Origin of the sequence: Diaphorobacter sp. JS3051, assembly GCF_015832135.1 — a bacterium.
In the GTDB taxonomy this organism is placed as follows: domain Bacteria; phylum Pseudomonadota; class Gammaproteobacteria; order Burkholderiales; family Burkholderiaceae_C; genus Diaphorobacter; species Diaphorobacter nitroreducens.
Window position 1 is genome coordinate 3448318 of sequence record NZ_CP065406.1, and the last position, 21321, is coordinate 3469638.

Sequence of the window (21321 nt, forward strand, 5' to 3'; positions counted from 1 at the left end):
CCTTGAGCCGCGAGGCCAACCATGTTTAAGAAGATTTTGGTCGCCAATCGCGGCGAGATTGCCCTGCGAATCCAGCGTGCCTGCCACGAACTGGGCGTGAAGGCCGTGATGGTCTATTCCGAGGCCGACCGCGACGCCAAATATGTCAAGCTGGCGGAGGAGGCTGTGTGCATCGGCCCCGCGCCCTCGCCGCTGTCCTACCTCAACATGCCTGCCATCATTTCGGCGGCCGAGGTGACGGACGCCGAGGCCATTCACCCGGGGTATGGCTTCCTGTCGGAAAACGCCGATTTCGCCGAACGGGTGGAAAAGAGCGGGTTCCAGTTCATCGGCCCGACGCCCGACTCCATCCGCATGATGGGTGACAAGGTGTCGGCCAAGCAGGCCATGATCCGCGCGGGCGTACCCTGCGTGCCGGGCTCCGATGGCGAGTTGCCGGATGATCCGGTGCAGATCCGCCGCATTGCCAAGAGCATCGGTTACCCGGTCATCATCAAGGCCGCTGGCGGTGGTGGCGGCCGTGGCATGCGGGTGGTGCACACCGAGGCGGCGCTGGTCAACGCGGTGCAGATGACCAAGGCCGAGGCGCAGGCCGCTTTTGGCAACCCGGCCGTGTACATGGAGAAATTCCTCCAGAACCCGCGCCATATAGAGATCCAGATACTGGCCGACAAGTACCGCAATGCCGTGTACTTGGGCGAGCGCGACTGCTCCATGCAGCGTCGCCACCAGAAGGTGATCGAGGAAGCGCCGGCACCGGGTATTCCGCGCAAGCTGATCGAGAAGATTGGCGAACGCTGCGTGGCCGCCTGCAAGAAGATCGGCTACCGCGGTGCGGGTACGTTCGAGTTCCTGTACGAGAACGGCGAGTTCTACTTCATCGAGATGAACACCCGCGTGCAGGTGGAGCACCCGGTGACCGAGTGGATCACGGGCGTGGACATCGTGCGCACGCAAATCATGGTGGCTGCAGGCGAAAAACTGCCGTTCACTCAGCGCCAAGTTCAGATCCATGGCCATGCGATCGAGTGCCGGGTGAACGCGGAGGATCCCTACAAGTTCATCCCGTCGCCGGGCCGCATCACGATGTGGCACGCGCCTGGCGGCCCGGGCGTGCGCGTGGACTCGCACGCCTATACGAACTACTACGTGCCGCCGAATTACGACTCCATGATCGGCAAGATCATCGTGCACGGCGATACGCGCGAGCAAGCCCTGGCGCGCATGCGCACGGCACTGTCGGAAACGGTGATCGAAGGCATCAATACCAACGTGGCGCTGCACCGCGAACTCATGGTGGACGCCAAGTTCGTAGCGGGCGGCACCAACATCCACTACCTGGAGGAGTGGCTGTCGCAGCGCCAGCGCTGATCGTCAGCACTTCTGACCTGCCCGCTGGCATCCGGAAACGGATGCCAGCTTTTTTTCATGGATCGCGTGCAAGGAGGCTGATCCCATGTTCGAGCTGAACCTGTTGTGTCCCGAGGAACGGGTGGAGACCGTGAGCGACGCGCTCGATGCGCTGGAAGCCTTGAGCGTTTCGGTGGAAGATGCCGACGCGCACACCGATGCCGAGCAGGCGCTTTTTGGAGAACCTGGCATGCCGGCCCCGCGTGAGGGTTGGCAGCGTAGCCGCATCACTGCCCTGTTTCCTACGCAAGAGGCGGCCGAGGAGGCGCGGCAACTGTTGCAGGCCCAGGATTTCTTCGAGGGCTGCATCGTGCAGGGGGTGAGTGTGGTGCAGGAGCAGGACTGGGTCCGGCTCACGCAATCCCAGTTCGCGCCGGTGGACATCACGCCCGATTTCTGGATCGTGCCGACGTGGCACGAGATGCCCGCGGCTGCGCGCCGTAGCATCCGCCTGGATCCAGGGCTGGCCTTTGGCACGGGAACCCACCCAACCACGCGCATGTGCCTGCGCTGGATTGCCAAACATGGCGACGCGGCCGGGCAGGCGCTGGGGCGCGTGCTCGACTATGGCTGCGGCTCCGGCATCCTGGCGATCGGCGCCGCGAAATTTGGCGCCACAGAGATCGACGCGGTGGACATTGACACGGCAGCCGTGGAATCCACGCGACAAAATGCGCAAGCCAACGGCGTGCAGGTGAACGCGGGTCTGCCCGAGCGCGCGCAAGGGCAATACCAGACCGTGTTGGCGAATATTCTGGCGACGCCGCTGAAGGTGCTGGCGCCCTTGCTCAGCGGCCATGTTGCGCAGGGCGGGCACCTTGTGCTGGCCGGCATCCTGGAGCGGCAGGCGCAGGAGCTGCAGGAGGCCTATGCGCCGTGGCTGCAGTTGCAGGTGTCGGACCGTGAGGATGGCTGGATCCTGATGTCCGCGCGTCGCTAACCGCGCGGGCTGCGCGGGGGCCGTAGAGGGGCCCCTACAATCCACAGCCGATGAGCCAGATCACCCGCTGCCCCCACTGCTCCACCACCTTTCGGGTGGTTGCCGATCAGCTGCGGATATCGGAAGGCTGGGTGCGATGCGGGCACTGCAAGGAGGTGTTCGATGCATCGCAGCACTTGCAGGTGCAGGAGGCGGAGCCGTTGCTTTCCGACCTGCTTCTGGATGCGCTCAAGCCTCCGCCACAGCCCGTCGGTAAAGCCTCGGAAGGCATTCAGGTCTGGGGCAGTGCGCGGCATGTGGAGGCTCCAACGTCGCTTGCGCCGGACCCGGTGATGTCTGCAGCGGCCGCGTGTGCACCGCAGGAAGTGGTTCCCGCGGAGGATGAAGGCCTGCGTACGGAAGGCGAACCTCCACCATGGGTTCCCCCACCGCCCCCGGTCCCCGCCTTTCTGCTGGCGAATCCGGAGGGCGCAGCGCCTGCGAAGACGACGAAAGCAATGGCCGCGCCCCTGGTGGATGCCGATGCGGCGCCCCTCTCTCCAGCCGCGCGCGATATTCACGCCCCGCCAGTCCATACGCTCCCGCAGGGTTACGAGTTACCGGCGGCGCCTCTTGAGGACGATGCGGAATCGGAGGAACCCAGCAGCCACGAATCCGCGGAAGCCCCTGCCGTTCTGGTTTCACCGATACCCACAGAGGAGGGGGGCACGTCCGCTGCGGGGAGGGCGGCGCAGGAAACCATCGAATCACCAGAGATGGCGCCCAGCCCGGCTGGACCGCTGGAGTCCCTGGCGCCATCGGAGGATGCAGGCGCGCCATCGCTGGAGCGGGAAGAAGGGCACGCCGACGACCGCACGGATCCCGTCATTGAACCTGGCTTCGTGAAGGCTGCGCGGCGCAACGCGTTCTGGCGCAGGCCCTCCGTGCGTGTGGGCCTGTCCTTGGTCGGCTTGACGTTGGTGGTGGCCTTGCTTCTCCAAATCACCATCCAGGAACGGGACGACATCGCATCGCGTCATCCCGCGGCCCGCGCATGGATGGAGCGACTGTGCGCGCGCTTGCAGTGCGTGCTGCAACCTCCACGGCACATCACGGCCGTGGTCATCGACAGCTCATCGTTTCTGAAGGCGCGCCACGATCCGTCCGGGTACCAGTTGCAGATGAGCGTGAAGAATACGTCGACCCAGGCCGTTGCGATGCCGGCGCTGGAACTCACGCTGACGGATGCGCAAGACCAACCCATTGTGCGGCGCGTATTGCTGCGTGACGAACTGGGGGCCCCCCTGGAATTGGCACCAGGTTTCGTGTGGAGCGGTGCACTGCCGTTGCAGGTGATCCAGGGCGCTGCGCAGGTGGCCGGCTATCGGCTGGTGGCCTTCTATCCCTGATTTTTTACTCTTGAGCTTTGACCCTATGGCTGCGCTGATTTGCGGTTCCCTGGCCTTCGACACCATCATGACGTTCGATGGGCGTTTTGCAGAGCAAATATTGCCCGAGCAACTGCATATCCTGAATGTGTCGTTTCTCGTTCCCACATTGCGCCGCGACTTTGGAGGATGCGCTGGCAATATCGCATACAGCCTCAAGCTGTTGGGAGGCAACCCGCTGCCCATGGCCATGCTGGGCGCTGATGGCGGCGAATACTTGGCGCGACTGCAGCAACTCGGCGTCGACACCCGCTTTGTCGGCCGCGTGGAGGATACATACACCGCCCAGGCGATGATCATGACCGATCGGGACAACAACCAGATCACGGCGTTCCACCCCGGTGCCATGATGCAGGCCCACCTGCACCGCATCCCGCCCGGGGCGGGTGCGCACGTGGGCATCATCGCGCCGGACGGCCGTGAGGCCATGCTGCAGCACGCGGCGCAATTCGTCGAGGCGGGCATTCCGTTCGTGTTCGATCCGGGACAGGGGTTGCCCATGTTCGATGGCGCAGACCTGCGTCGATTCATCGAGCAGGCGAGCTGGATCGCCGTCAATGACTACGAAGGCAAGATGTTGTGCGACCGTACGGGCTGGAGCCTGGCAGAGATCTCGCATCGGGTCCGCGGCCTGATCGTCACACTGGGAGCACAGGGATGTGAAATATGGGAACAGGGTGTCAGGACGCATGTTCCCCCTGTGCAACCGGCGCAGGTGGTGGACCCCACGGGCTGCGGGGATGCCTGGCGTGGCGGTTTGCTCTACGGCCTGGAGAAGGGGTGGACCCTGGCACGTTGCGCTCAGTTGGGCAACCGGCTGGGCGCGCTCAAGATCGCACAGCGTGGTCCGCAGAATTACCAGCTGGACTTTCAACCCGACTGAGCGAGTGGCTGGGATCGAAGAAGCGTTTCTGACTGCGGATTTGCCATAAAAAAACCCGGTGCAAGCACCGGGTCGTAGGCTGGACTGTCCCGTAGCCTTATGGCTTGCCACCCGTAGGGAAGGGCCATGCGGCTTGCGGGTTCAGCGTTGTTTGCGCGACAGGAGCGGGCGCTGCGGCAGGAGCCTTAGCCTTCTTCGCGGGCGCGGCTGCCTTCTTGGCGGGTGCTGCCTTCTTGGCTGCTACGGCCTTTTTGGCAGGAGCGGCTGCCTTCTTGGCGGGTGCTGCCTTCTTGGCTGCTACGGCCTTTTTGGCAGGAGCGGCTGCCTTTTTGGCGGGTGCTGCCTTCTTGGCTGCTACGGCCTTTTTGGCAGGAGCGGCTGCCTTCTTGGCGGGTGCTGCCTTCTTGGCTGCTACGGCCTTTTTGGCAGGAGCGGCTGCCTTCTTGGCGGGTGCTGCCTTCTTGGCTGCTACGGCCTTTTTGGCAGGAGCGGTTGCCTTCTTGGCGGGCGCTGCCTTCTTGGCTGCTACGGCCTTTTTTGCAGGAGCGGCTGCCTTCTTGGCTGGAGCCGTCTTCTTAGCGGGAGCTGCTTTCTTTGCAGCGGGTTTCTTCGCAGTTGCCATCATTTTCTCCTTGGGTCGATTTGCAAAGAGCACCCCACGCCTGCATTGGGCGTGGAGCGATCCATGGCGACGACTGAATATGCGTCACCACGAATGCGGAAACGCCCCAAGGCCGCAGCGCCGAACGGTGCTGTGTGCGCGGAGCGTGGTTGAAAAATCATGGCCTGGTCTACGAAGATGTCAGTCCCAGGACAAGGCGCCGCCCGACTGGTACTCGATGACGCGCGTCTCGAAGAAGTTGCGTTCCTTCTTCAGATCAATCATCTCGCTCATCCAGGGGAACGGATTCTCTTCATTCGGAAAGAGCGCTTCCAGCCCGATCTGTGTGGCGCGGCGGTTCGCGATGTAGCGCAGGTAGCCTTTGAACATGGAGGCGTTCATGCCCAGCACGCCACGCGGCATGGTGTCTTCGGCATAACGGTATTCCAGTTCCACTGCCTTGATGAACAGGGCCTTGATCTCGTCCTTGAACTCGGCCGTCCACAGATGTGGGTTTTCGAGCTTGAGCTGGTTGATCAGGTCGATGCCGAAGTTGCAGTGCATGGACTCGTCGCGCAGGATGTACTGGTACTGCTCGGCAGCGCCGGTCATCTTGTTCTGGCGGCCGAGTGCCAGGATTTGCGTGAAACCCACGTAGAAGAACAGACCTTCCATCAGGCAGGCAAAAACGATCAGCGACTTGAGTAGTGTCTGGTCGCTCTCGGGTGTGCCGGTCGTGAAGCGCGGATCCATGATCGCTTCGATGAAGGGGATCAGGAACTCGTCCTTGTCGCGAATGGACTGGACCTCGTTGTAGGCGTTGAAAATCTCGCCTTCGTCCAAGCCCAGTGACTCCACGATGTACTGGTACGCATGGGTGTGGATGGCTTCCTCGAACGCCTGGCGCAACAGGAACTGCCGGCATTCCGGCGCCGTGATGTGGCGGTAGGTGCCCAGCACGATGTTGTTGGCGGCCAGCGAGTCGGCCGTGACGAAGAAGCCCAGGTTGCGCTTGACGATGCGCCGTTCGTCCTCGGTCAGGCCGTTCGGGTCCTTCCAGAGTGCGATGTCCCGCGTCATGTTCACTTCCTGCGGCATCCAGTGATTGGCGCAGGTGGCGAGGTATTTCTCCCACGCCCACTTGTACTTGAACGGCACCAGCTGGTTGACGTCGGTCTGGCCGTTGATGATGCGTTTGTCGACCGCAGACACGCGGCGGTGTTGGGGTGCTGCAGACGTAGTAGGGACAGTGCGCGTCGAAGTGCTGGCGACGGACTGCAACACGGGTGCTTGGAAACCGTTTGGCGGAGGCTCCACAGGGCGGTCGTTGGAGTGACTGCCGTCCAAGAGTTTTTGCGATGAGGGCTTGACTTCGTCGTCCCAGGTGAGCATAGGTTTTCCAGTGGTCGGATTATGGAAGCAGTGCTTCAAAATGAAAAGCACCGAAGCGTTGCCAGGCGTGATCTGTTGCTTCACGACACATGCGAACGAGGCGACGGAGTGTCGCGCTGCGCCCGCATGCGCACGGCATCACTGGCAGGCTTCGCAGCCGGGGTCGTCAATGGCGCAGAACTTCACGTCGGTCGCAGGGATGGCAGCAGCCTGCGCCTGCGCTGCGGCCACGGCAGCGTTCAGTGCCGAGCTAGGTGCCATCGTTCCCTCCCCCGTGTCGCTTGCGCCGGACGCGACGGCATTGAGCTGGCGTGTGTTCACGGTGCTCATCTCCACATGCGTCGCGCTCTGCGTGCGCAGGTAGTAAGTGGTCTTCAGACCGCGTATCCACGCAAGCTTGTATGTCTCGTCGAGCTTCTTGCCTGAGGCGCCGGCCATATAGATGTTCAGGCTCTGCGCCTGGTCGATCCATTTCTGTCGACGCGCCGCCGCTTCGACGAGCCAGGTGGGAGCGACTTCAAAGGCCGTGGCGTACAGTGACTTGACGGTGAGGGGAACGCGGTCGATCGCGTGCAGCGACCCCTTGAAGTGCTTGAGGTCCATGAGCATCACGTCGTCCCACAGGCCCAGCTGCTTCAGGTCGCGCACCAGGTACTGGTTGATGACCGTGAACTCTCCCGAGAGGTTGGATTTGACGGAGAGATTGCCGAAGGAGGGCTCAATGGAGGCGTCCACGCCAACGATGTTAGAGATGGTGGCTGTGGGCGCAATGGCGATGCAGTTGGAGTTGCGCATGCCGTCTTGCGCGATCTTGGCGCGCAGCATGTCCCAGTCCAGACGGGTCGTACGGTCCACGTCCACGTAGCCGCCACGTTCCTGCTGCAGCAACTGCAGTGAATCCAGCGGCAGGATGCCCTGGGACCACAGAGAACCCTGGTAACTGGAGTATTGGCCCCGTTCTTGGGCGAGATCGGTTGAGGCCCAGTAGGCGTAATAGCAGAGAGCCTCCATGGAGGTATCGGCAAACTCCACTGCGGCGTCGCTTGCGTAGGGGATGCGCAGTTCATACAGCGCGTCCTGGAACCCCATCAGGCCCAGGCCGACGGGGCGGTGGCGCAGGTTGGAGTCCTTGGCCTTCTGTACGGCGTAGTAGTTGATGTCAATCACGTTGTCCAGCATGCGCATGGCCGTGCTCACGGTTTTGCGCAGCTTGTCGAGGTCGATGCCTCCGTCCTTGAGATGGCGCGCGAGGTTCACCGATCCCAGGTTGCACACGGCCGTCTCGGCATCGCTGGTGTTGAGCGTGATCTCGGTACAGAGATTGGAACTGTGCACTACGCCTACATGCTGCTGGGGAGAGCGGATGTTGCACGGGTCCTTGAAGGTGATCCAGGGATGGCCGGTCTCGAACAGCATGGACAGCATCTTGCGCCAGAGGTCGACGGCCGGTACGCGTTTGAACAGGGGCAGCTCGCCGCTCTCGGCCTTGGCCTCGTAGGCGATGTAGGCTTTTTCGAAGGCCTGTCCGTACAGGTCGTGCAGATCAGGGACATCCGAGGGGGAAAACAGTGTCCACAGGCCCTTTTCCATTACGCGTTTCATGAACAGGTCGGGAATCCAGTTGGCCGTGTTCATGTCGTGTGTGCGTCGCCGGTCGTCGCCGGTGTTCTTGCGCAGCTCCAGGAATTCTTCGATGTCCAGGTGCCAGCTTTCCAGGTAGGTGCAGACGGCACCCTTGCGCTTGCCGCCCTGGTTCACGGCCACGGCCGTGTCGTTGACCACCTTGAGGAACGGCACCACGCCTTGCGACTCGCCGTTCGTGCCCTTGATGCGTGCACCGAGGGCGCGTACGCGTGTCCAGTCGTTACCCAGGCCGCCCGCGAACTTGGACAGCAGGGCGTTTTCCTTGATGGATTCGTAGATGCCCTCCAGCTCGTCGGGCACCGTCGTCAGGTAGCAGCTGGACAGCTGCGAGCGCAATGTCCCGCTGTTGAACAGCGTGGGCGTGCTGCTCATGAAATCGAAGGAGCTGAGCAGTTCGTAGAACTCGATGGCACGGGCGTTGCGGTCGTCCTCGCGCAGCGCCAGGCCCATGGCCACGCGCATGAAAAAGGTCTGAGGCAGCTCGATGCGCGTTTTGCGCACATGCAGGAAGTAGCGGTCGTACAACGTCTGTAGGCCAAGATAGTCGAACTGCAGGTCGCGCTCGGCCTTCAGTGCGCTTCCCAGGCGCTGCAGGTCGAATTCCATCAGGCACGGGTCGAGCAACTCGTTGTCCACGCCCTGGCGGATGAATTGTGGAAAGTTGTCGGCGTAGGCCAGGGCCATGTCGGCGGGATTCACGTCGCGGCCTAACACCTCGCGCACGATGGTGTGCAGCAACAGTCGTGCCGTCGCGTAGGTGTAGCCGGGATCTTTCTCGATCAGGGTGCGCGCCGCGAGGATGGATGCCTTGTACACCTCGTCCATGGGTACGCCGTCGTACAGGTTGCGCATGGTCTCCGCGATGATGGGCGCGGCCTGGACGTCCGATCCCAGGCCCGTGCATGCGGCTTCCACCAGGCTCTGCAGGCGCAGAATGTCAAGCTCCACGCGCTGACCTTGGTCCTGTACATACAGGGCCGGCATCTGGGGTAGCAGTTGTTCCTTCTTCTGTGCGCGTTCTTGCGCGCGGCGCTCGCGGTAGAGCACGTAGGCGCGTGCCACCTCATGATGGCTGCCTCGCATCAGGCCCAGCTCCACCTGGTCCTGCACGTCCTCAATGTGGAACGTTCCTCCCGCGGGGCGCGAGCGCATCAGCGCGCGCACGACTGCCTGGGTCAGCTGATCCACCACTTCGCGCACGCTCGCCGAGGCTGCTCCCTGTGCCCCGTGAACGGCCAGGAATGCTTTCATCATCGCCACGGCGATTTTTTGCGGCTCGAAGGGCACCACGGCGCCGTTGCGGCGGATGATCTGGTAGTGCATCAGTGGATGGGTCCCGGTCGGCGTGGCCGACGGGGTGGCCCGTGCAGGCGATGGGGTGTCAACAGGAACGGATAGGGGCGCAGCGTGCATGGAGGTCCTCGGAGGTGTTCGGAGAAATGGCCAGGCGGACGGGCAGTCACCTTCGGCCGGCGAAACGGCGGCGTAGACTGTCGCCGCACACTATATCTAGTGTGTCTTTATGGTTCAAGACACTAGGGGTAGTGTATCCCCATAAGAGGCTGGCGAGATCGTTTCGTCGTGATTGAACGCCTGGGCCTTCTACTGCCGTCGCAACCCCCGTAGGATCAGGCCCGCATCCGACGGCTTGAGCCATGGTGCGGCATGCTGGCCGATCTTGCGCGCAAACGCGCGTGCAACTTCATCCTGAGCGGTGAAGGCGAGGCGAAGGCGCAAAGTGCGGCAATGCGTCCGGGTGCCTGGGGGATCAACACCCTGGCGGAAAAAGAACACCCGCGCCGGCGAAGGCTCCATGAAGTACACGCCAGTCAAACCCAGGGCCTGGGTCGTGTTTGCGTTCAGGGGCGATGTGCTCATGTCCCGCGATGTAGCGCACGGGGTAGCGCTGCCGCAGCGCCTTGCAAAGGGTCACAAGGGTGGCGTACTGCGCTTGCTCGAAGCTCCCGCCTTCCAGCCCCTCGAGCTCAACGCCGATCGAGTCGTCGTTGCAGGCATCGCGCCCCCGGTAGTGGGAACGGCCCGCGTGCCAGGCGCGTCGGCCCACGTCCACGAACTGCCACAGCACACCTGCGCGCGTGATGAAGAAATGCGTCGACACTTCCAGGCCGCGAATCTGCTGGAAATAAGGATGGGCGTCCCAGTCCAGCTGGTTCATGAAAAGCCGGTGGACATGGTCCCCGCCAAACTGCCCGGGGGGAAGGCTGATGGAATGCACCACGATGAGGTCCACGCTGGCCTGCGGGGGGCGTGGCCCGTGGTTGGGCGAGTCCATGCGTCTCGCATTCGCGTACCAGCCGCCGTGCCAGGCGGGCCGCCGGGCCGCAGGCTCAGGGCTGCGCGTCGCCATGGCTGTCGCCGTCTTGCGGTACCTCGATGTGCAGCCGGGCAATCCGGTAACGGATCTGGCGCAGGCTGATGCCCAGGCGGGCTGCGGTGGCCGTGCGGTTGAAACCCGCCTCGCGCAGGGCGCGCACGAGTATTTCCCGTTCCTGCTGGTCGAGCCAGGCTTGCAGATCGTTGGGCAGGGGCATGCCTTCGCTGATGCCGGACCAACGAGGGGGCGCGTGCGGCTCAGCAGGCTGCGCGATGGCTGGTGCGGACGGTACGGGCTGCGGTAGGGGTGGCGGTGCCTCCACGGTGGGGGCTGGCGCGCCTTCAACGTGCAGCTCATGGCCATCGCTGAGGGCTACCGCGCGATGCAGCAGGTTTTCCAGCTCGCGCACATTGCCGGTGAGCGGGTGCTGTGCGATGCACCGCAGCGCTTCTTCCGTCAGGCGGGGAACGGCCACCCCCGACTCTTGCTCGATACGGGCCAGCAAGGCCTCGCACAGCGCGGGCAGGTCCTCTCGCCGCTCGCGCAACGGTGGGATCAGCAGTTCGATGACATTCAGCCGGTAATACAGATCCTGGCGGAAGCGCCCCGCCTGCACGTCGGCGGCCAGGTCTCGGTGCGTGGCGCTGACGATGCGCACGTCCACGGCCTCTTCCTGCGTGGAGCCCAGGGGCCGTACCGTGCGCTCCTGGATCGCACGCAGCAGTTTGGATTGCATGGGCAGCGGCAGGTCGCCAATTTCGTCAAGGAACAGCGTGCCTCCACGGGCGGCCTGGAAGTAGCCCTCCCGGTCGTGCGTAGAGCCGGTGTAGGAACCCTTGCGCGCGCCAAAGAACTCTGCCTCCAGCAGGTTCTCGGGAATCGCGCCGCAGTTGACGGCGATCAGCGGGCCTTCGGAGCGCTGGCTGCTGGCGTGCAGCGCGCGGGCCACCAGTTCCTTGCCCGTGCCTGACTCGCCACGCACCAGCACGGGGGCCATGCTGCGCGCCACCTTGGCGATGCGCTGCTTCACATTGCGCATGGCTTCGGAGTCGCCGATCAGGCGATCCAGCACAGGATCTTGCATGTCCGGCCACTGCGTGACATTGCGTGCGCCGGGGCGGGTGGCTTTGGGCGCCGCCAGTACGGCGCCAATACCCTGCACCGCCGAGGCCACCACGGCACGGAATTGCTTCAGGTCCACGGGCTTGGTCAGGTAGTCGAACGCGCCCGCGCGCAGCGCCTCCACCGCGTTCTCGGCCGATCCATAGGCCGTCATGACCACGCAGCGTTCACGCCGCTGCTGGCTGCGCAGGTCGTGCAGCAAGTCCATGCCGAAGCCGTCGGGCAGCCGCATGTCGGTGATCACGACGTCGAACTTCTGCGTCTGCAGCTGTTGGCGCGCGTCGTCCACGCTGGCGGCGGTCTCCACGCGGTAGCCTTCACGCAGCAGGGTCAGCTCATAGAGGGTGCGCAGATCGGGTTCGTCATCAACGACAAGAATGGAGGCGGTGGATGCATTCATGGTCTGTGGGCCGTGTCAGACCACGATTGTGTCAAACAGTGATGCGCTGTCTGCAGGGCGCGAAAGGCTGCGGAAGGTCACAGTGAAGGCGTTTCCCGCCACCTCGCCGCGCGCCAGGCTGCGTGTGGTGCGCTGGTGGCCGATGGCCGCTCCGTGGCGCTGGCACAGCTCGCGGCAGATGTACAAGCCCAGCCCGCTGGAGCGGCTTTCGGATGAGAAGAAAGGCTCGAACAGATGCCGCTCCACCGATTTGTCCAGCGGCGCGCCGTCGCTCCACACCTGCACGCCGGCCTTCCCGCCGGGGGTGGCGCGCGTCGCGAGGCACAGCGAATCGGGTTCGGGGCCCTTGTAGCGCAATGCGTTGTCCAGCAGGTTCACCAGCACACGCCGCAGGTGCTCGGCGTCGAACTCCACCTGCGCTGCGCCCGCGTCCAGTATCAGTTGCCCCTGGCGGCGTGCGGGGTCCTGCGCCGTCCAGTCGTTCCACACCTGCTGCACCGTGGCATCCAGTGCCACGGTGGAGGAGCTGGCCTGGTGGATCTGGTGCTGCACGCGCGCAATGTCCAGTACGTCCTCCGTGATGCGCACCAGCCGGTCGGCGTTTTGACGCACCATGTGTGTCAGGCGCTTCTGTGTGGGGTCGTCCAGGTCTTCTTCCAGCAGTTCGTTGGCCTGCACGATCGCTGCCAGCGGGTTGCGGATCTCATGTGCCACGGCGGCCGACATGCGCCCCATGGCGGCCAGCTTCTCGGTGCGCAGGCGCGCTTCCATTTCGCGCAGGTCGTGCAGGAACATCACGCACAGCGGCTCCCCCGGAGAGTCGTCCGGGGCGTCCTGCGTGTGGGTGAGCCATGCGCGCACGCGCAGGGCCATGGGGATCTGGCCATCGTGCAGGACGTTGACATCGGCATGCTGGGGACGCTCCATCTGGAAAGTGGCGCACGCCAGGTCCATGAGGGGTTTGAAGGCCGCCGTGTGGGTGAGCGTCAGGGAGGAATCTCCGGAGATCTTGTGGCCGAGCATCAGCAATGCCGCGGGGTTGGCCAGGCGGACCTGGCCATGCAGGTCCAGCACCAGCACGCCATCGGCCACGTGCTGCATCACCAGGGCGCTGACTGCGCGGTGGGTGCGCGCATCCATCTGGCTGCGCCGGGCCATCTGCTGCTCGCTGGTGAGCTTGGCGGCCAGCAGGTGCACCAGATAGGCGACGATGAAGTAGCCGGTGCCTGTCAACGCCGCCTGCAGGTAGCGCTGCGTGCCGTCTCCGGCGCCGCCGTATGTGCCCAGCCACCAGGCCCAGGCCAGCAGCAGCAGCGTGGCGCCGGCCGTGGTTGCCAGAGCCAGTGTCAAGGATCCCAGCACGCCTGCCATCAGGACCGGAAGCCCGAACAACGGCGTGAAATTCAAGCCGCCCGACTGCTGCAGCGCCTGCAGCACGCTGACCAGCAACAGATCCAGCCCGATGGAAGGCAACCACTGGATGCCGGGGCGCGGGTCGGGCACCGCGCCGTGCCCCCACACCCGCAGCGCCACCGTGGCCACCAGGTAGCCCAGGCAGATGCTGAACAGCAGCGGTTCGCCGGCCTGGTTGAGTGCAATGCCCAGCAATTGCAGCAGCAGCAGCGCCAGCGCCACCATCACGCGCGCTGTGAGGAAGGCATTCCACAGGCGATGAAAGGGCAGGGGAGAGGCGGCGGCTGCCAGCTTGGAGGGCATTGGCTCAGGCGGGCCCACGGTCCCGGTGGGCGGTGCTGCAGTAGTACATATGCGCCCCCCCGGGCACGGCATCGCCACGTGGCAGGTGCACGCCGCAGTGGGCGCAGCGCACCATGTCCTGTGGCGGTGCGATGGGCGGACGCTGGGTGTTGCCTTGCCGCGGCGCAGACGCACGGCGCTGCGCGCGCCACACCGCGTAGACCACGGCCAGCACAGCGAACAGGACCAGGTATTTCATGCCGCCCGCCCCAGCACCACTTCCATCACGAAGCGCGAGCCCACGTAGGCCAGCAGCAGCAGTGCCGTGCCTGCATACAGCACGCGCACGGCGCTGCGGCCGCGCCAGCCAAAGCGCGAGCGGCCCAGCAGCAGCACTGCGAAGGTGATCCAGGCCAGCAGCGAGAACACGGCCTTGTGGTCCCACAGCCAGGCGCGGCCGTAGAGCTGCTCGCTGAACAGCCAGCCCGCCACCAGCGTGGCCGAGAGCAGCACAAAGCCCGCCGTCACGAAGCGGAACGTGAGCCGCTCCAGCGTCAGCAGCGGCATGCCGCTGTGCGAATCGGCTGCCAGGCGCATCTGGCGCTCGGCACGGCTCATGAGCCAGGCGTGCACCACCGCTGCGGCAAACAGGCCATAGCAGGCAATGCCCAGCGTGAGGTGCAGCGGCAGCCAGGGCGAGGCGGATACGTGCAGTGGCCGGCCCGGAAACAGCGCCGCCACCAACACGGCCGCGCCGCCCAGTGCGCACAGCACCCAGCGCGCGCGCATCTGCGGAAACAGCTGCCGCTCAACGGCGTAGGTGGTCAGTACCAGCCAGGCCGTCATCGACAAGGCAGCGGCAAAGCCGAAATGCGGCGTGCTGCCCAGCAGGCCCCAGACCAGCGCAGCGCCATGCAGCATCCAGGCAGGGGCCATGATGGCCAGTTGGCCGCGGCCTGTGGAGGTGCGCGGCGCCAGGGCCGCCGCCAGCGCGTAGGCGGCGGCGGTGGCCAGGGCGAGCAGCCAGCCGAGCGGGGAAGCACTGGGTAAAATCATGGGTTCGCAGTTTAGCCTTTCGCCCCTGGTCGTCGGGGCTGTGCCATCGGTCGGCATTACGCCCGGGCCGGTGCATCTGGAGCATTTGGCCATGGCCTCCGCACTCACCGAAAAACTCACCCGTCTCGTCAAGGAGATGCGCGGCCAGGCCCGCATCACCGAAGCCAACGTGCAGGACATGCTGCGCGAGGTGCGCATGGCCCTGCTGGAGGCCGACGTGGCGCTGCCCGTGGTGCGCGACTTCATCGCCCGCGTGAAGGAAAAAGCCCTGGGCCAGGAGGTGCTGGGTAGCCTGAAGCCCGGCCAGGCGCTGGTGGGCATCGTGAACAAGGAGCTGGCCGCGACCATGGGCGAGGGCGTGGCGGACATCAACCTCAACGCGCAGCCGCCGGCGGTGATCCTGATGGCCGGCCTGCAGGGCGCGGGCAAGACCACCACCACGGCCAAGCTGGCCAAGCACCTGATCGAAAAGCGCAAGAAGAAGGTGCTGACCGTCTCGGGCGACGTGTACCGCCCCGCCGCCATCGAGCAGCTCAAGACCGTGACCAAGCAGGCCGGCGCCGAGTGGTTCCCCAGCACGCCCGACCAGAAGCCGCGCGACATCGCCCTTGGAGCGCTGGACTACGCCAAGAAGCACTTCTTCGACGTGCTGCTGGTGGACACGGCCGGCCGCCTGGCCATCGACGAGGTGCTGATGCAGGAAATCAAGGACCTGCATGCCGTGCTGAACCCGGTGGAGACGCTGTTTGTCGTCGATGCCATGCAGGGCCAGGACGCGGTGAACACCGCCAAGGCTTTCAAGGAAGCGCTGCCGCTCACGGGCATCGTGCTCACAAAATTGGACGGTGACTCGCGCGGCGGTGCGGCGCTGTCGGTGCGCCAGGTGACGGGCGCGCCGATCAAGTTTGCCGGCGTGTCCGAAAAGATCGACGGCCTGGAGGTGTTCGACGCCGAGCGCCACGCGGGCCGCATCCTGGGCATGGGCGACATCGTCGCGCTGGTCGAGCAGGTCACGGCCGGCGTGGACATGGAGGCGGCGCAAAAGCTCGCCGCCAAGGTCAAGAGCGGCGACGGGTTCGATCTGAACGACTTCCTGGCCCAGTTGCAGCAGATGAAGCAGATGGGCGGCCTGTCCAGCCTCATGGACAAGCTGCCCGCGCAGCTCACGGCCAAGGCCGGTCAGGTGGACATGGACAAGGCCGAGCGCGACATCCGCCGCAAGGAGGGCATCATCTGCAGCATGACGGCGCTGGAGCGCCGCAAGCCCGAGCTCATCAAGGCCACACGCAAGAAGCGCATCGCCCAGGGCGCCGGCGTGCAGGTGCAGGAGGTCAACCGCCTGCTCAACGAGTTCGAGCAGATGCAGGGCATGATGAAGAAGATGAAGGGCGGCGGCCTCATGAAGCTCATGAAGAAGATGGGCGGCATGAAGGGCGGCCTGCCGGGCATCGGAGGCATGCCGCGGTTCTGAACAGGGGAGCGGTGACCGCTCCTATAAATAGAGCTGCTCGCGCTGGTATTTCAAGGGTTTCAGGCGGAAAAACATTGGAAATCCAGAGGTAGCAAGCGCTGGTAGCTATGGTTTTTGAGGGTCATCCGACCGCGGTCGTGACCTCGCCCATCACCACCTCGCCGCGCAGCGTGTAGGTACGCGCCTCGGTGATCTTCACGTCGATCATCTGGCCGATCAGCCGCTCGTGGCCGGGGAAGTTGACCACGCGGTTGCATTCGGTGCGGCCCATCAGCTCGCTGCCGTCGCGCTTGGATACGCCCTCCACCAGCAGACGCTGCACCGTGCCCACGCGCTCCTGGCTGATCTCCAGGATGTTGCGGTTGATCACGGCCTGCAACTCCTGCAGGCGGCGCAGTTTCACCTCATGCGGCGTGTCGTCGTGCAGGTTGGCGGCGGGCGTGCCGGGGCGCGGGCTGAAGATGAAGCTGAAGGAATTGTCGAAGCGCACATCGTGGATCAGCTTCATCATCTTCTGGAAGTCTTCCTCGGTCTCGCCCGGGAAGCCCACGATGAAGTCGCTGCTCATCGCCATGTCGGGGCGGATGGCGCGCAGCTTGCGGATGGTGCTCTTGTATTCCATGGCCGTGTAGCCACGCTTCATGGCCATCAGGATGCGGTCGCTGCCGTGCTGCACGGGCAGGTGCAGGTGGCTCACCAGCTTCGGGATCTTGGCGTAGGCCTCGATCAGGCGCGGCGTGAACTCGTTGGGATGGCTGGTGGTGAAGCGGATGCGCTCGATACCGGGAATCTCGGCCACGTACTCCAGCAGCAGCGCAAAGTCGGCTTTCTCCGCCGTGTCGCCCATGGCGCCCAAATAGGCGTTCACGTTCTGGCCCAGCAGCGTGACTTCGCGCACGCCCTGGTCGGCCAGGCCGGCGACCTCCACCAACACGTCCTCGAACGGGCGGCTGACCTCTTCGCCGCGCGTGTAGGGCACCACGCAGTAGCTGCAGTACTTGGAGCAGCCTTCCATGATCGACACGAACGCGCTGGCGCCCTCCACGCGCGCGGGCGGCAGGTGGTCGAACTTCTCGATCTCAGGGAAGGAAATATCCACCTGCGGCCTGGCCTTGGCGGCGCGGGCGTTGAGCAGATCGGGCAGGCGGTGCAGCGTCTGCGGGCCGAAGACCACATCCACGAACGGGGCGCGCTTGATGATCTCCTCGCCCTCTTGGCTGGCCACGCAGCCGCCCACGCCGATGAGCACGCCCTTGTCCTTGAGGTGCTTGACGCGGCCGAGGTCGCTGAACACCTTCTCCTGCGCTTTCTCGCGCACCGAGCAGGTGTTGAACAGGATCAGGTCGGCTTGCTCCGGGTCGTCGGTGGGCTCATAGCCCTGGGCGGCGCCCAGCACATCGGCCATCTTGTCCGAGTCGTACTCGTTCATTTGGCAGCCGAAGGTCTTGATGAAAACTTTCTTGGACATGGCTTGTGTCTCTTCAATCTCGCGAAAGACCAGCCGCCGCGGCGCAGGCGGCAGCGGGGCGGTTGCGGGCTGGCCAGCGGGGCCGGCGAAACGCGAACGCGCGCCGGGCTTCAGCGCGGTGGATCAGCGCGGGTGTGTCAGCGCAGCGCGGCGGGCTTGGTGTCCCACTCGAAACGCACGTTGGTTTCCGTGTCGCTGCCCTTGCGGGGCAAGGCGGCCTCGGCGGGCGTGAGGATCCAGGCGGTGAGCAGCATGCCCGTGCTGGCCTCGGTCACGTAGTTCGCCTTCAGGGGCTTGCCCTGCACGGTGTGGGTCATGACCAGCGCGTTCTGCGGGCTGAACAAGCGCATGCCCGGCGCCACCTGGATGGCATTGCCGTTGAGCAGGGCCGTCGTGCGGTCTTGGAAGTTCAGCGTGCCGCGCAGCGCATTGGCGGGGAAGGTGCGCGCAAGGCCGGTGGCCGCCACCGCCTGGGCCCTGGCGGCCGTGGGCGCGGTGCCGCCCAGCAGTGCCAGGCATGCGAGGGACGCCAGCCAGGCGCCGCGGGTGCGGGTGGACGCGAAGGTGCGGGTGTTGCAGCGATTCATGGTGTACATCCAGGGGCTGAAACGAAAATTCTAGTGGCAGGCACCGGCCCGCCACGCGGCTAAAGAAAAACCCGCAGCACCTGGGGCGCTGCGGGTTATATCTGGTGGTGGTACCGGGACTTGAACCTGGGACATCAGCATTATGAATGCTGCGCTCTAACCAACTGAGCTATACCACCGAAGCCGCGAATTATAGAACAAAAATTTATTGGTGCGTGAAGACTGCGGCGCGCTTATTCACGAAGGCGTCCATGCCTTCCTTCTGGTCCTGGGTGGCGAACAGCGCATGGAACAGGCGGCGCTCGAACATCACGCCATCGCTCAAAGTCCCTTCGAAGGCGCGGTTCACCGATTCCTTGGCGGCCATCACGGCGATCTGCGAGAAACCGCTGATGACGAGGGCCGCACCCAGGGCTTCTTCCATCAGCTTGTCCAGCGGCACCACGCGGCTGACGAGGCCGGAGCGCTCGGCTTCCGTGGCGTCCATCATGCGGCCGGTGAGGGCCATGTCCATGGCCTTGGCCTTGCCCACGGCGCGCGGCAGGCGCTGCGTGCCGCCCGCGCCGGGGATCACGCCCAGCTTGATTTCGGGCTGTCCGAACTTGGCATTGTCGGCCGCGATGATGAAGTCGCACATCATCGCCAGCTCGCAGCCGCCGCCCAAGGCGTAGCCGCTCACCGCCGCGATGACGGGCTTGCGGATGCTGCGGATCTGCTCCCAGTTGCGGGTGATGTAGTCACCCTTGTACGCATCGGCAAAGCTGTACTTGGCCATGGCGCCGATATCGGCGCCCGCGGCGAAGGCCCTCTCGCTGCCCGTCAGGATGATGCAGCCGATCTTCTCGTCGGCGTCGAACGCCTTGAGGGCCTCGCCCAGCTCGGTCATGAGCTGGTCGTTGAGCGCGTTGAGCTGCTTGGGACGGGCGAGCGTGATGATGCCGACCTTGTCCGCTTCGGTGCGGACTTCGATGCATTCGTAGGCCAAGGTGATCTCCTGTTTGTAGTGGGTGGGATGCCGGGAATATACCCAAGCCTTCATGCCTGAGGACCCGGCTGGGCCGGCCCCAGCCAGCGCTGGGCCGCGGCGGCGTCCTGCACGTCCAGGCGCACCGTGTCAGAGGCCGCGCCGGCGCCTGGCAGAGTGAGCGCCAGGCGCATCAGACGCTGGTCGCGCGCCACCAGGGCCGTGATCTGGGTGGCGCTGGCGGCGTACAGCGGCACATCGTCCAACTTGTGCAAGCGCCAGGCCTGGCCCGGCGTTTCCAGCGCCAGCCATTCGTCGCCGGCCATGAAGCCGGCCGCCTCTGCCGCACCGCCGCGCAGCACGGTCTTGATGTGCACGCCGTGGTTCTCGTTCACGCGCAGGCCCAGGCGCTGGGCGATCTGCGCGGGCTCCGCCTGCAACCGGATGCCATGGGCGGCCAGCAGCTCGGCCAGCGGCAGCTCCGCCGTGCCGTGCGCCCACTGCCCGATCTCGCCGGACCAGTCGCGCCCCGACAACTCCTGCAAAACGGCCAGCAGGTCGGTCTCGGCCATGGGGCCGCCGCCCGTGCGCTGCCACAACGCGCGCATCACGTCGTCCAGCGTGGTGCGGCCTTCGCGGCGCAGCGCGAGGTCCAGGCACAGGCCGACCAGCGCGCCCTTGGTGTAGTAGCTCACGGTGCTGTTGGGCGTGTTCTCATCCTGGCGGTAGTACTTGACCCAGGCGTCGAAGCTGGCCTGCGCCACCGACTGCACCTGGCGGCCCGGCGTCTGCAGCATCTGGTTGATGTTCTTGGTCAGCAGACGCAGGTAGGTGGCGTGGTCCACCAGGCCCGCGCGGCGCAGCAGCAGGTCGTCGTAATAGCTGGTGAAGCCTTCGAAAAACCACAGCAGCTCGGTGTAGTTCTCGCGCGTGTAGTCGTAGCGCGCGAATTCGGCGGGGCGCAGGCGCTTGACGTTCCAGGTGTGGAAGTACTCGTGGCTGATGAGGCCGAGCAGGGTGGTGTAGCCCTCGGGCGTGGCGGCCTCGCCCACGCGCGGCAGGTCGCGCCGGCCGCAGATGAGGGCGGTGGAGTTGCCGTGTTCCAGCCCGCCGTAGCCGTCGTGCACCACGTTGAGCAGGAACACATAGCGTGTGAACGGCGGCTGCTGCGCGCCATGCCAAAAGCGGATGGCCTCCTCGCAGATGCGCTGCACGTCGCGCAGCAGGCGCTCGCCATCCAACGACGGCGCGGCGCCGGCCACCACCAATTGGTGCGCCACGCCGCAGGCGGTGAACTGGGCGCTCCAGAACGGGCCCATCTCCACGGGGCAGTCGACCAGTTCGTCATAGTTGCGTGCGCGGTACAGCCCGAAGCCGGACGGTGCGACCGCCACCGGCTCCAGCCCCGTGGCCAGCGACCAGCCGGCCAGCGCGGGCGGGCACGCGACCTCCAGCGTGTGAGGCGCGTCCTCTTGCCCGTGCACGCGCAGGCACAGGCTGGTGCCGTTGAAGAAGCCTCGCGTGGCGTCCAGCCAGGCGGTGCGCACCGAGGTGTCGTAGGCGGCCACCTCGTAACTCAGCACCAGCGGCGTGCCCGCCGTGCACTGCGCGCGCCAGCGGTGCTTGTCCAGCTGCTGCAGGGACACGGGGGCGCCGCCCTGCTGCGCCTGCAGCGACTGCAGGTTCTTGGAGAACTCGCGCACCAGGTAGCTGCCCGGAATCCACACCGGCAGCGACAGCTCCTGCTGCGCCGCCGGCACCGCCACGGTGAGCGTGACGCGGTACAGGTGGGCGTGGGTCTGCGTGGGGTCGATGCGGTAGTGGACGGCGGCGGTGCTGGCGGCAAGAGACATGGCGGAATGCAGCGAGAGGGGTGACGTCAAAAAAAATAGCTGCTTGCGCTTACTAGACAAGGGTTTCAATATG

General features: G+C 65.1%; 17 protein-coding genes and 1 tRNA gene. 5 read left to right on the forward strand and 13 right to left on the reverse strand.

Translation table 11 applies throughout. The annotated features are described in order from the left end of the window. The first annotated feature begins 21 nt into the window (after positions 1–21). The 4 genes from accC to I3K84_RS16415 all read left to right on the forward strand — a co-directional run bounded on the left by accC (position 22) and on the right by I3K84_RS16415 (position 4660). On the forward strand, positions 22–1371 hold the full coding sequence (accC, locus tag I3K84_RS16400; RefSeq protein WP_011806733.1) for an acetyl-CoA carboxylase biotin carboxylase subunit: 1350 nt from the start codon (positions 22–24) through the stop codon (positions 1369–1371). 85 nt (positions 1372–1456) lie between these two features. Next, on the forward strand, positions 1457–2350 hold the full coding sequence (gene prmA, locus I3K84_RS16405) for a 50S ribosomal protein L11 methyltransferase (RefSeq protein ID WP_196994999.1): 894 nt from the start codon (positions 1457–1459) through the stop codon (positions 2348–2350). 50 nt (positions 2351–2400) lie between these two features. Then, positions 2401–3738 (forward strand): DUF3426 domain-containing protein, encoded by a 1338-nt coding sequence (locus tag I3K84_RS16410; RefSeq protein ID WP_196995000.1) that lies wholly within the window; start codon positions 2401–2403, stop codon positions 3736–3738. A 25-nt stretch (positions 3739–3763) separates the two neighbouring features. Continuing rightward, positions 3764–4660, forward strand: coding sequence for a carbohydrate kinase family protein (locus tag I3K84_RS16415; protein ID WP_047350669.1), 897 nt, complete (start codon positions 3764–3766; stop codon positions 4658–4660). A 97-nt stretch (positions 4661–4757) separates the two neighbouring features. Here I3K84_RS16415 and I3K84_RS16420 read toward each other — a convergent pair whose 3' ends face one another. From I3K84_RS16420 to I3K84_RS16455, 8 genes are all read right to left on the reverse strand, one after another. Next, positions 4758–5282 carry a histone gene (locus I3K84_RS16420; RefSeq protein ID WP_196995001.1) on the reverse strand — a complete coding sequence of 175 codons (525 nt, stop codon included), beginning with the start codon at positions 5280–5282 and terminating at the stop codon, positions 4758–4760. Positions 5283–5462: 180 nt separating this feature from the next. Further along, entirely contained in the window at positions 5463–6653 is a 1191-nt protein-coding gene (locus I3K84_RS16425) for a ribonucleotide-diphosphate reductase subunit beta (RefSeq protein ID WP_196995002.1), read from the reverse strand. A gap of 138 nt (positions 6654–6791) precedes the next feature. After that, the gene (locus I3K84_RS16430) at positions 6792–9710 is read right to left on the reverse strand and encodes a ribonucleoside-diphosphate reductase subunit alpha (RefSeq protein ID WP_196995003.1); all 2919 of its coding nucleotides are present in this window, start codon (positions 9708–9710) and stop codon (positions 6792–6794) included. 355 nt (positions 9711–10065) lie between these two features. Next, positions 10066–10665 carry a 1,6-anhydro-N-acetylmuramyl-L-alanine amidase AmpD gene (gene ampD, locus I3K84_RS16435; protein WP_196995004.1) on the reverse strand — a complete coding sequence of 200 codons (600 nt, stop codon included), beginning with the start codon at positions 10663–10665 and terminating at the stop codon, positions 10066–10068. Further along, positions 10646–12154 carry a sigma-54 dependent transcriptional regulator gene (locus I3K84_RS16440; RefSeq protein ID WP_196995005.1) on the reverse strand — a complete coding sequence of 503 codons (1509 nt, stop codon included), beginning with the start codon at positions 12152–12154 and terminating at the stop codon, positions 10646–10648. Before I3K84_RS16440 ends, ampD begins: the two co-directional genes overlap by 20 nt. Before the next feature lie 15 nt (positions 12155–12169). Further along, complete coding sequence (locus tag I3K84_RS16445; protein ID WP_196995006.1) at positions 12170–13870, reverse strand: PAS domain-containing sensor histidine kinase; 1701 nt, start codon at positions 13868–13870, stop codon at positions 12170–12172. A gap of 4 nt (positions 13871–13874) precedes the next feature. Continuing rightward, positions 13875–14108 (reverse strand): PP0621 family protein, encoded by a 234-nt coding sequence (locus I3K84_RS16450; RefSeq protein ID WP_172208454.1) that lies wholly within the window; start codon positions 14106–14108, stop codon positions 13875–13877. Then, positions 14105–14905, reverse strand: a complete 801-nt coding sequence (locus tag I3K84_RS16455) for an inner membrane protein YpjD (RefSeq protein ID WP_011806722.1) — start codon at positions 14903–14905, stop codon at positions 14105–14107. Before I3K84_RS16455 ends, I3K84_RS16450 begins: the two co-directional genes overlap by 4 nt. 91 nt (positions 14906–14996) lie before the next feature. Between I3K84_RS16455 and ffh the strand changes: the two genes are divergently transcribed. Further along, a complete protein-coding gene (gene ffh / locus I3K84_RS16460) occupies positions 14997–16376 on the forward strand; it encodes a signal recognition particle protein (RefSeq protein WP_011806721.1) in 1380 nt (459 codons plus the stop codon). Between the two features lie 121 nt (positions 16377–16497). Here the strand turns inward: ffh and miaB are convergent, their stop codons facing one another. The 5 genes from miaB to I3K84_RS16485 all read right to left on the reverse strand — a co-directional run bounded on the left by miaB (position 16498) and on the right by I3K84_RS16485 (position 21248). Then, entirely contained in the window at positions 16498–17844 is a 1347-nt protein-coding gene (miaB, locus tag I3K84_RS16465; RefSeq protein WP_135148852.1) for a tRNA (N6-isopentenyl adenosine(37)-C2)-methylthiotransferase MiaB, read from the reverse strand. Between the two features lie 137 nt (positions 17845–17981). Continuing rightward, positions 17982–18431, reverse strand: a complete 450-nt coding sequence (locus I3K84_RS16470; RefSeq protein ID WP_196995007.1) for a hypothetical protein — start codon at positions 18429–18431, stop codon at positions 17982–17984. Between the two features lie 102 nt (positions 18432–18533). Beyond that, a tRNA-Met gene (locus I3K84_RS16475) sits at positions 18534–18610 on the reverse strand. A gap of 26 nt (positions 18611–18636) precedes the next feature. Then, a complete protein-coding gene (locus I3K84_RS16480) occupies positions 18637–19416 on the reverse strand; it encodes an enoyl-CoA hydratase (RefSeq protein ID WP_196996127.1) in 780 nt (259 codons plus the stop codon). Positions 19417–19466: 50 nt separating this feature from the next. Then, entirely contained in the window at positions 19467–21248 is a 1782-nt protein-coding gene (locus I3K84_RS16485) for a M61 family metallopeptidase (RefSeq protein ID WP_196995008.1), read from the reverse strand. Between the last annotated feature and the right edge of the window lie 73 nt (positions 21249–21321).

What these genes read in the sequence shown, in the direction of transcription:
- prmA (WP_196994999.1), top strand. Translation starts at nt 1,457, where the DNA reads ATGTTCGAGCTGAACCTGTTGTGTCCCGAGGAACGGGTGGAGACCGTG.
- I3K84_RS16430 (WP_196995003.1), bottom strand. Translation starts at nt 9,710, where the DNA reads ATGCACGCTGCGCCCCTATCCGTTCCTGTTGACACCCCATCGCCTGCA.
- I3K84_RS16410 (WP_196995000.1), top strand. Translation starts at nt 2,401, where the DNA reads ATGAGCCAGATCACCCGCTGCCCCCACTGCTCCACCACCTTTCGGGTG.
- accC (WP_011806733.1), top strand. Translation starts at nt 22, where the DNA reads ATGTTTAAGAAGATTTTGGTCGCCAATCGCGGCGAGATTGCCCTGCGA.
- I3K84_RS16420 (WP_196995001.1), bottom strand. Translation starts at nt 5,282, where the DNA reads ATGGCAACTGCGAAGAAACCCGCTGCAAAGAAAGCAGCTCCCGCTAAG.
- ampD (WP_196995004.1), bottom strand. Translation starts at nt 10,665, where the DNA reads ATGGCGACGCGCAGCCCTGAGCCTGCGGCCCGGCGGCCCGCCTGGCAC.
- I3K84_RS16485 (WP_196995008.1), bottom strand. Translation starts at nt 21,248, where the DNA reads ATGTCTCTTGCCGCCAGCACCGCCGCCGTCCACTACCGCATCGACCCC.
- I3K84_RS16450 (WP_172208454.1), bottom strand. Translation starts at nt 14,108, where the DNA reads ATGAAATACCTGGTCCTGTTCGCTGTGCTGGCCGTGGTCTACGCGGTG.
- I3K84_RS16440 (WP_196995005.1), bottom strand. Translation starts at nt 12,154, where the DNA reads ATGAATGCATCCACCGCCTCCATTCTTGTCGTTGATGACGAACCCGAT.
- I3K84_RS16425 (WP_196995002.1), bottom strand. Translation starts at nt 6,653, where the DNA reads ATGCTCACCTGGGACGACGAAGTCAAGCCCTCATCGCAAAAACTCTTG.
- I3K84_RS16470 (WP_196995007.1), bottom strand. Translation starts at nt 18,431, where the DNA reads ATGAATCGCTGCAACACCCGCACCTTCGCGTCCACCCGCACCCGCGGC.
- I3K84_RS16455 (WP_011806722.1), bottom strand. Translation starts at nt 14,905, where the DNA reads ATGATTTTACCCAGTGCTTCCCCGCTCGGCTGGCTGCTCGCCCTGGCC.
- I3K84_RS16415 (WP_047350669.1), top strand. Translation starts at nt 3,764, where the DNA reads ATGGCTGCGCTGATTTGCGGTTCCCTGGCCTTCGACACCATCATGACG.
- I3K84_RS16445 (WP_196995006.1), bottom strand. Translation starts at nt 13,870, where the DNA reads ATGCCCTCCAAGCTGGCAGCCGCCGCCTCTCCCCTGCCCTTTCATCGC.
- ffh (WP_011806721.1), top strand. Translation starts at nt 14,997, where the DNA reads ATGGCCTCCGCACTCACCGAAAAACTCACCCGTCTCGTCAAGGAGATG.
- miaB (WP_135148852.1), bottom strand. Translation starts at nt 17,844, where the DNA reads ATGTCCAAGAAAGTTTTCATCAAGACCTTCGGCTGCCAAATGAACGAG.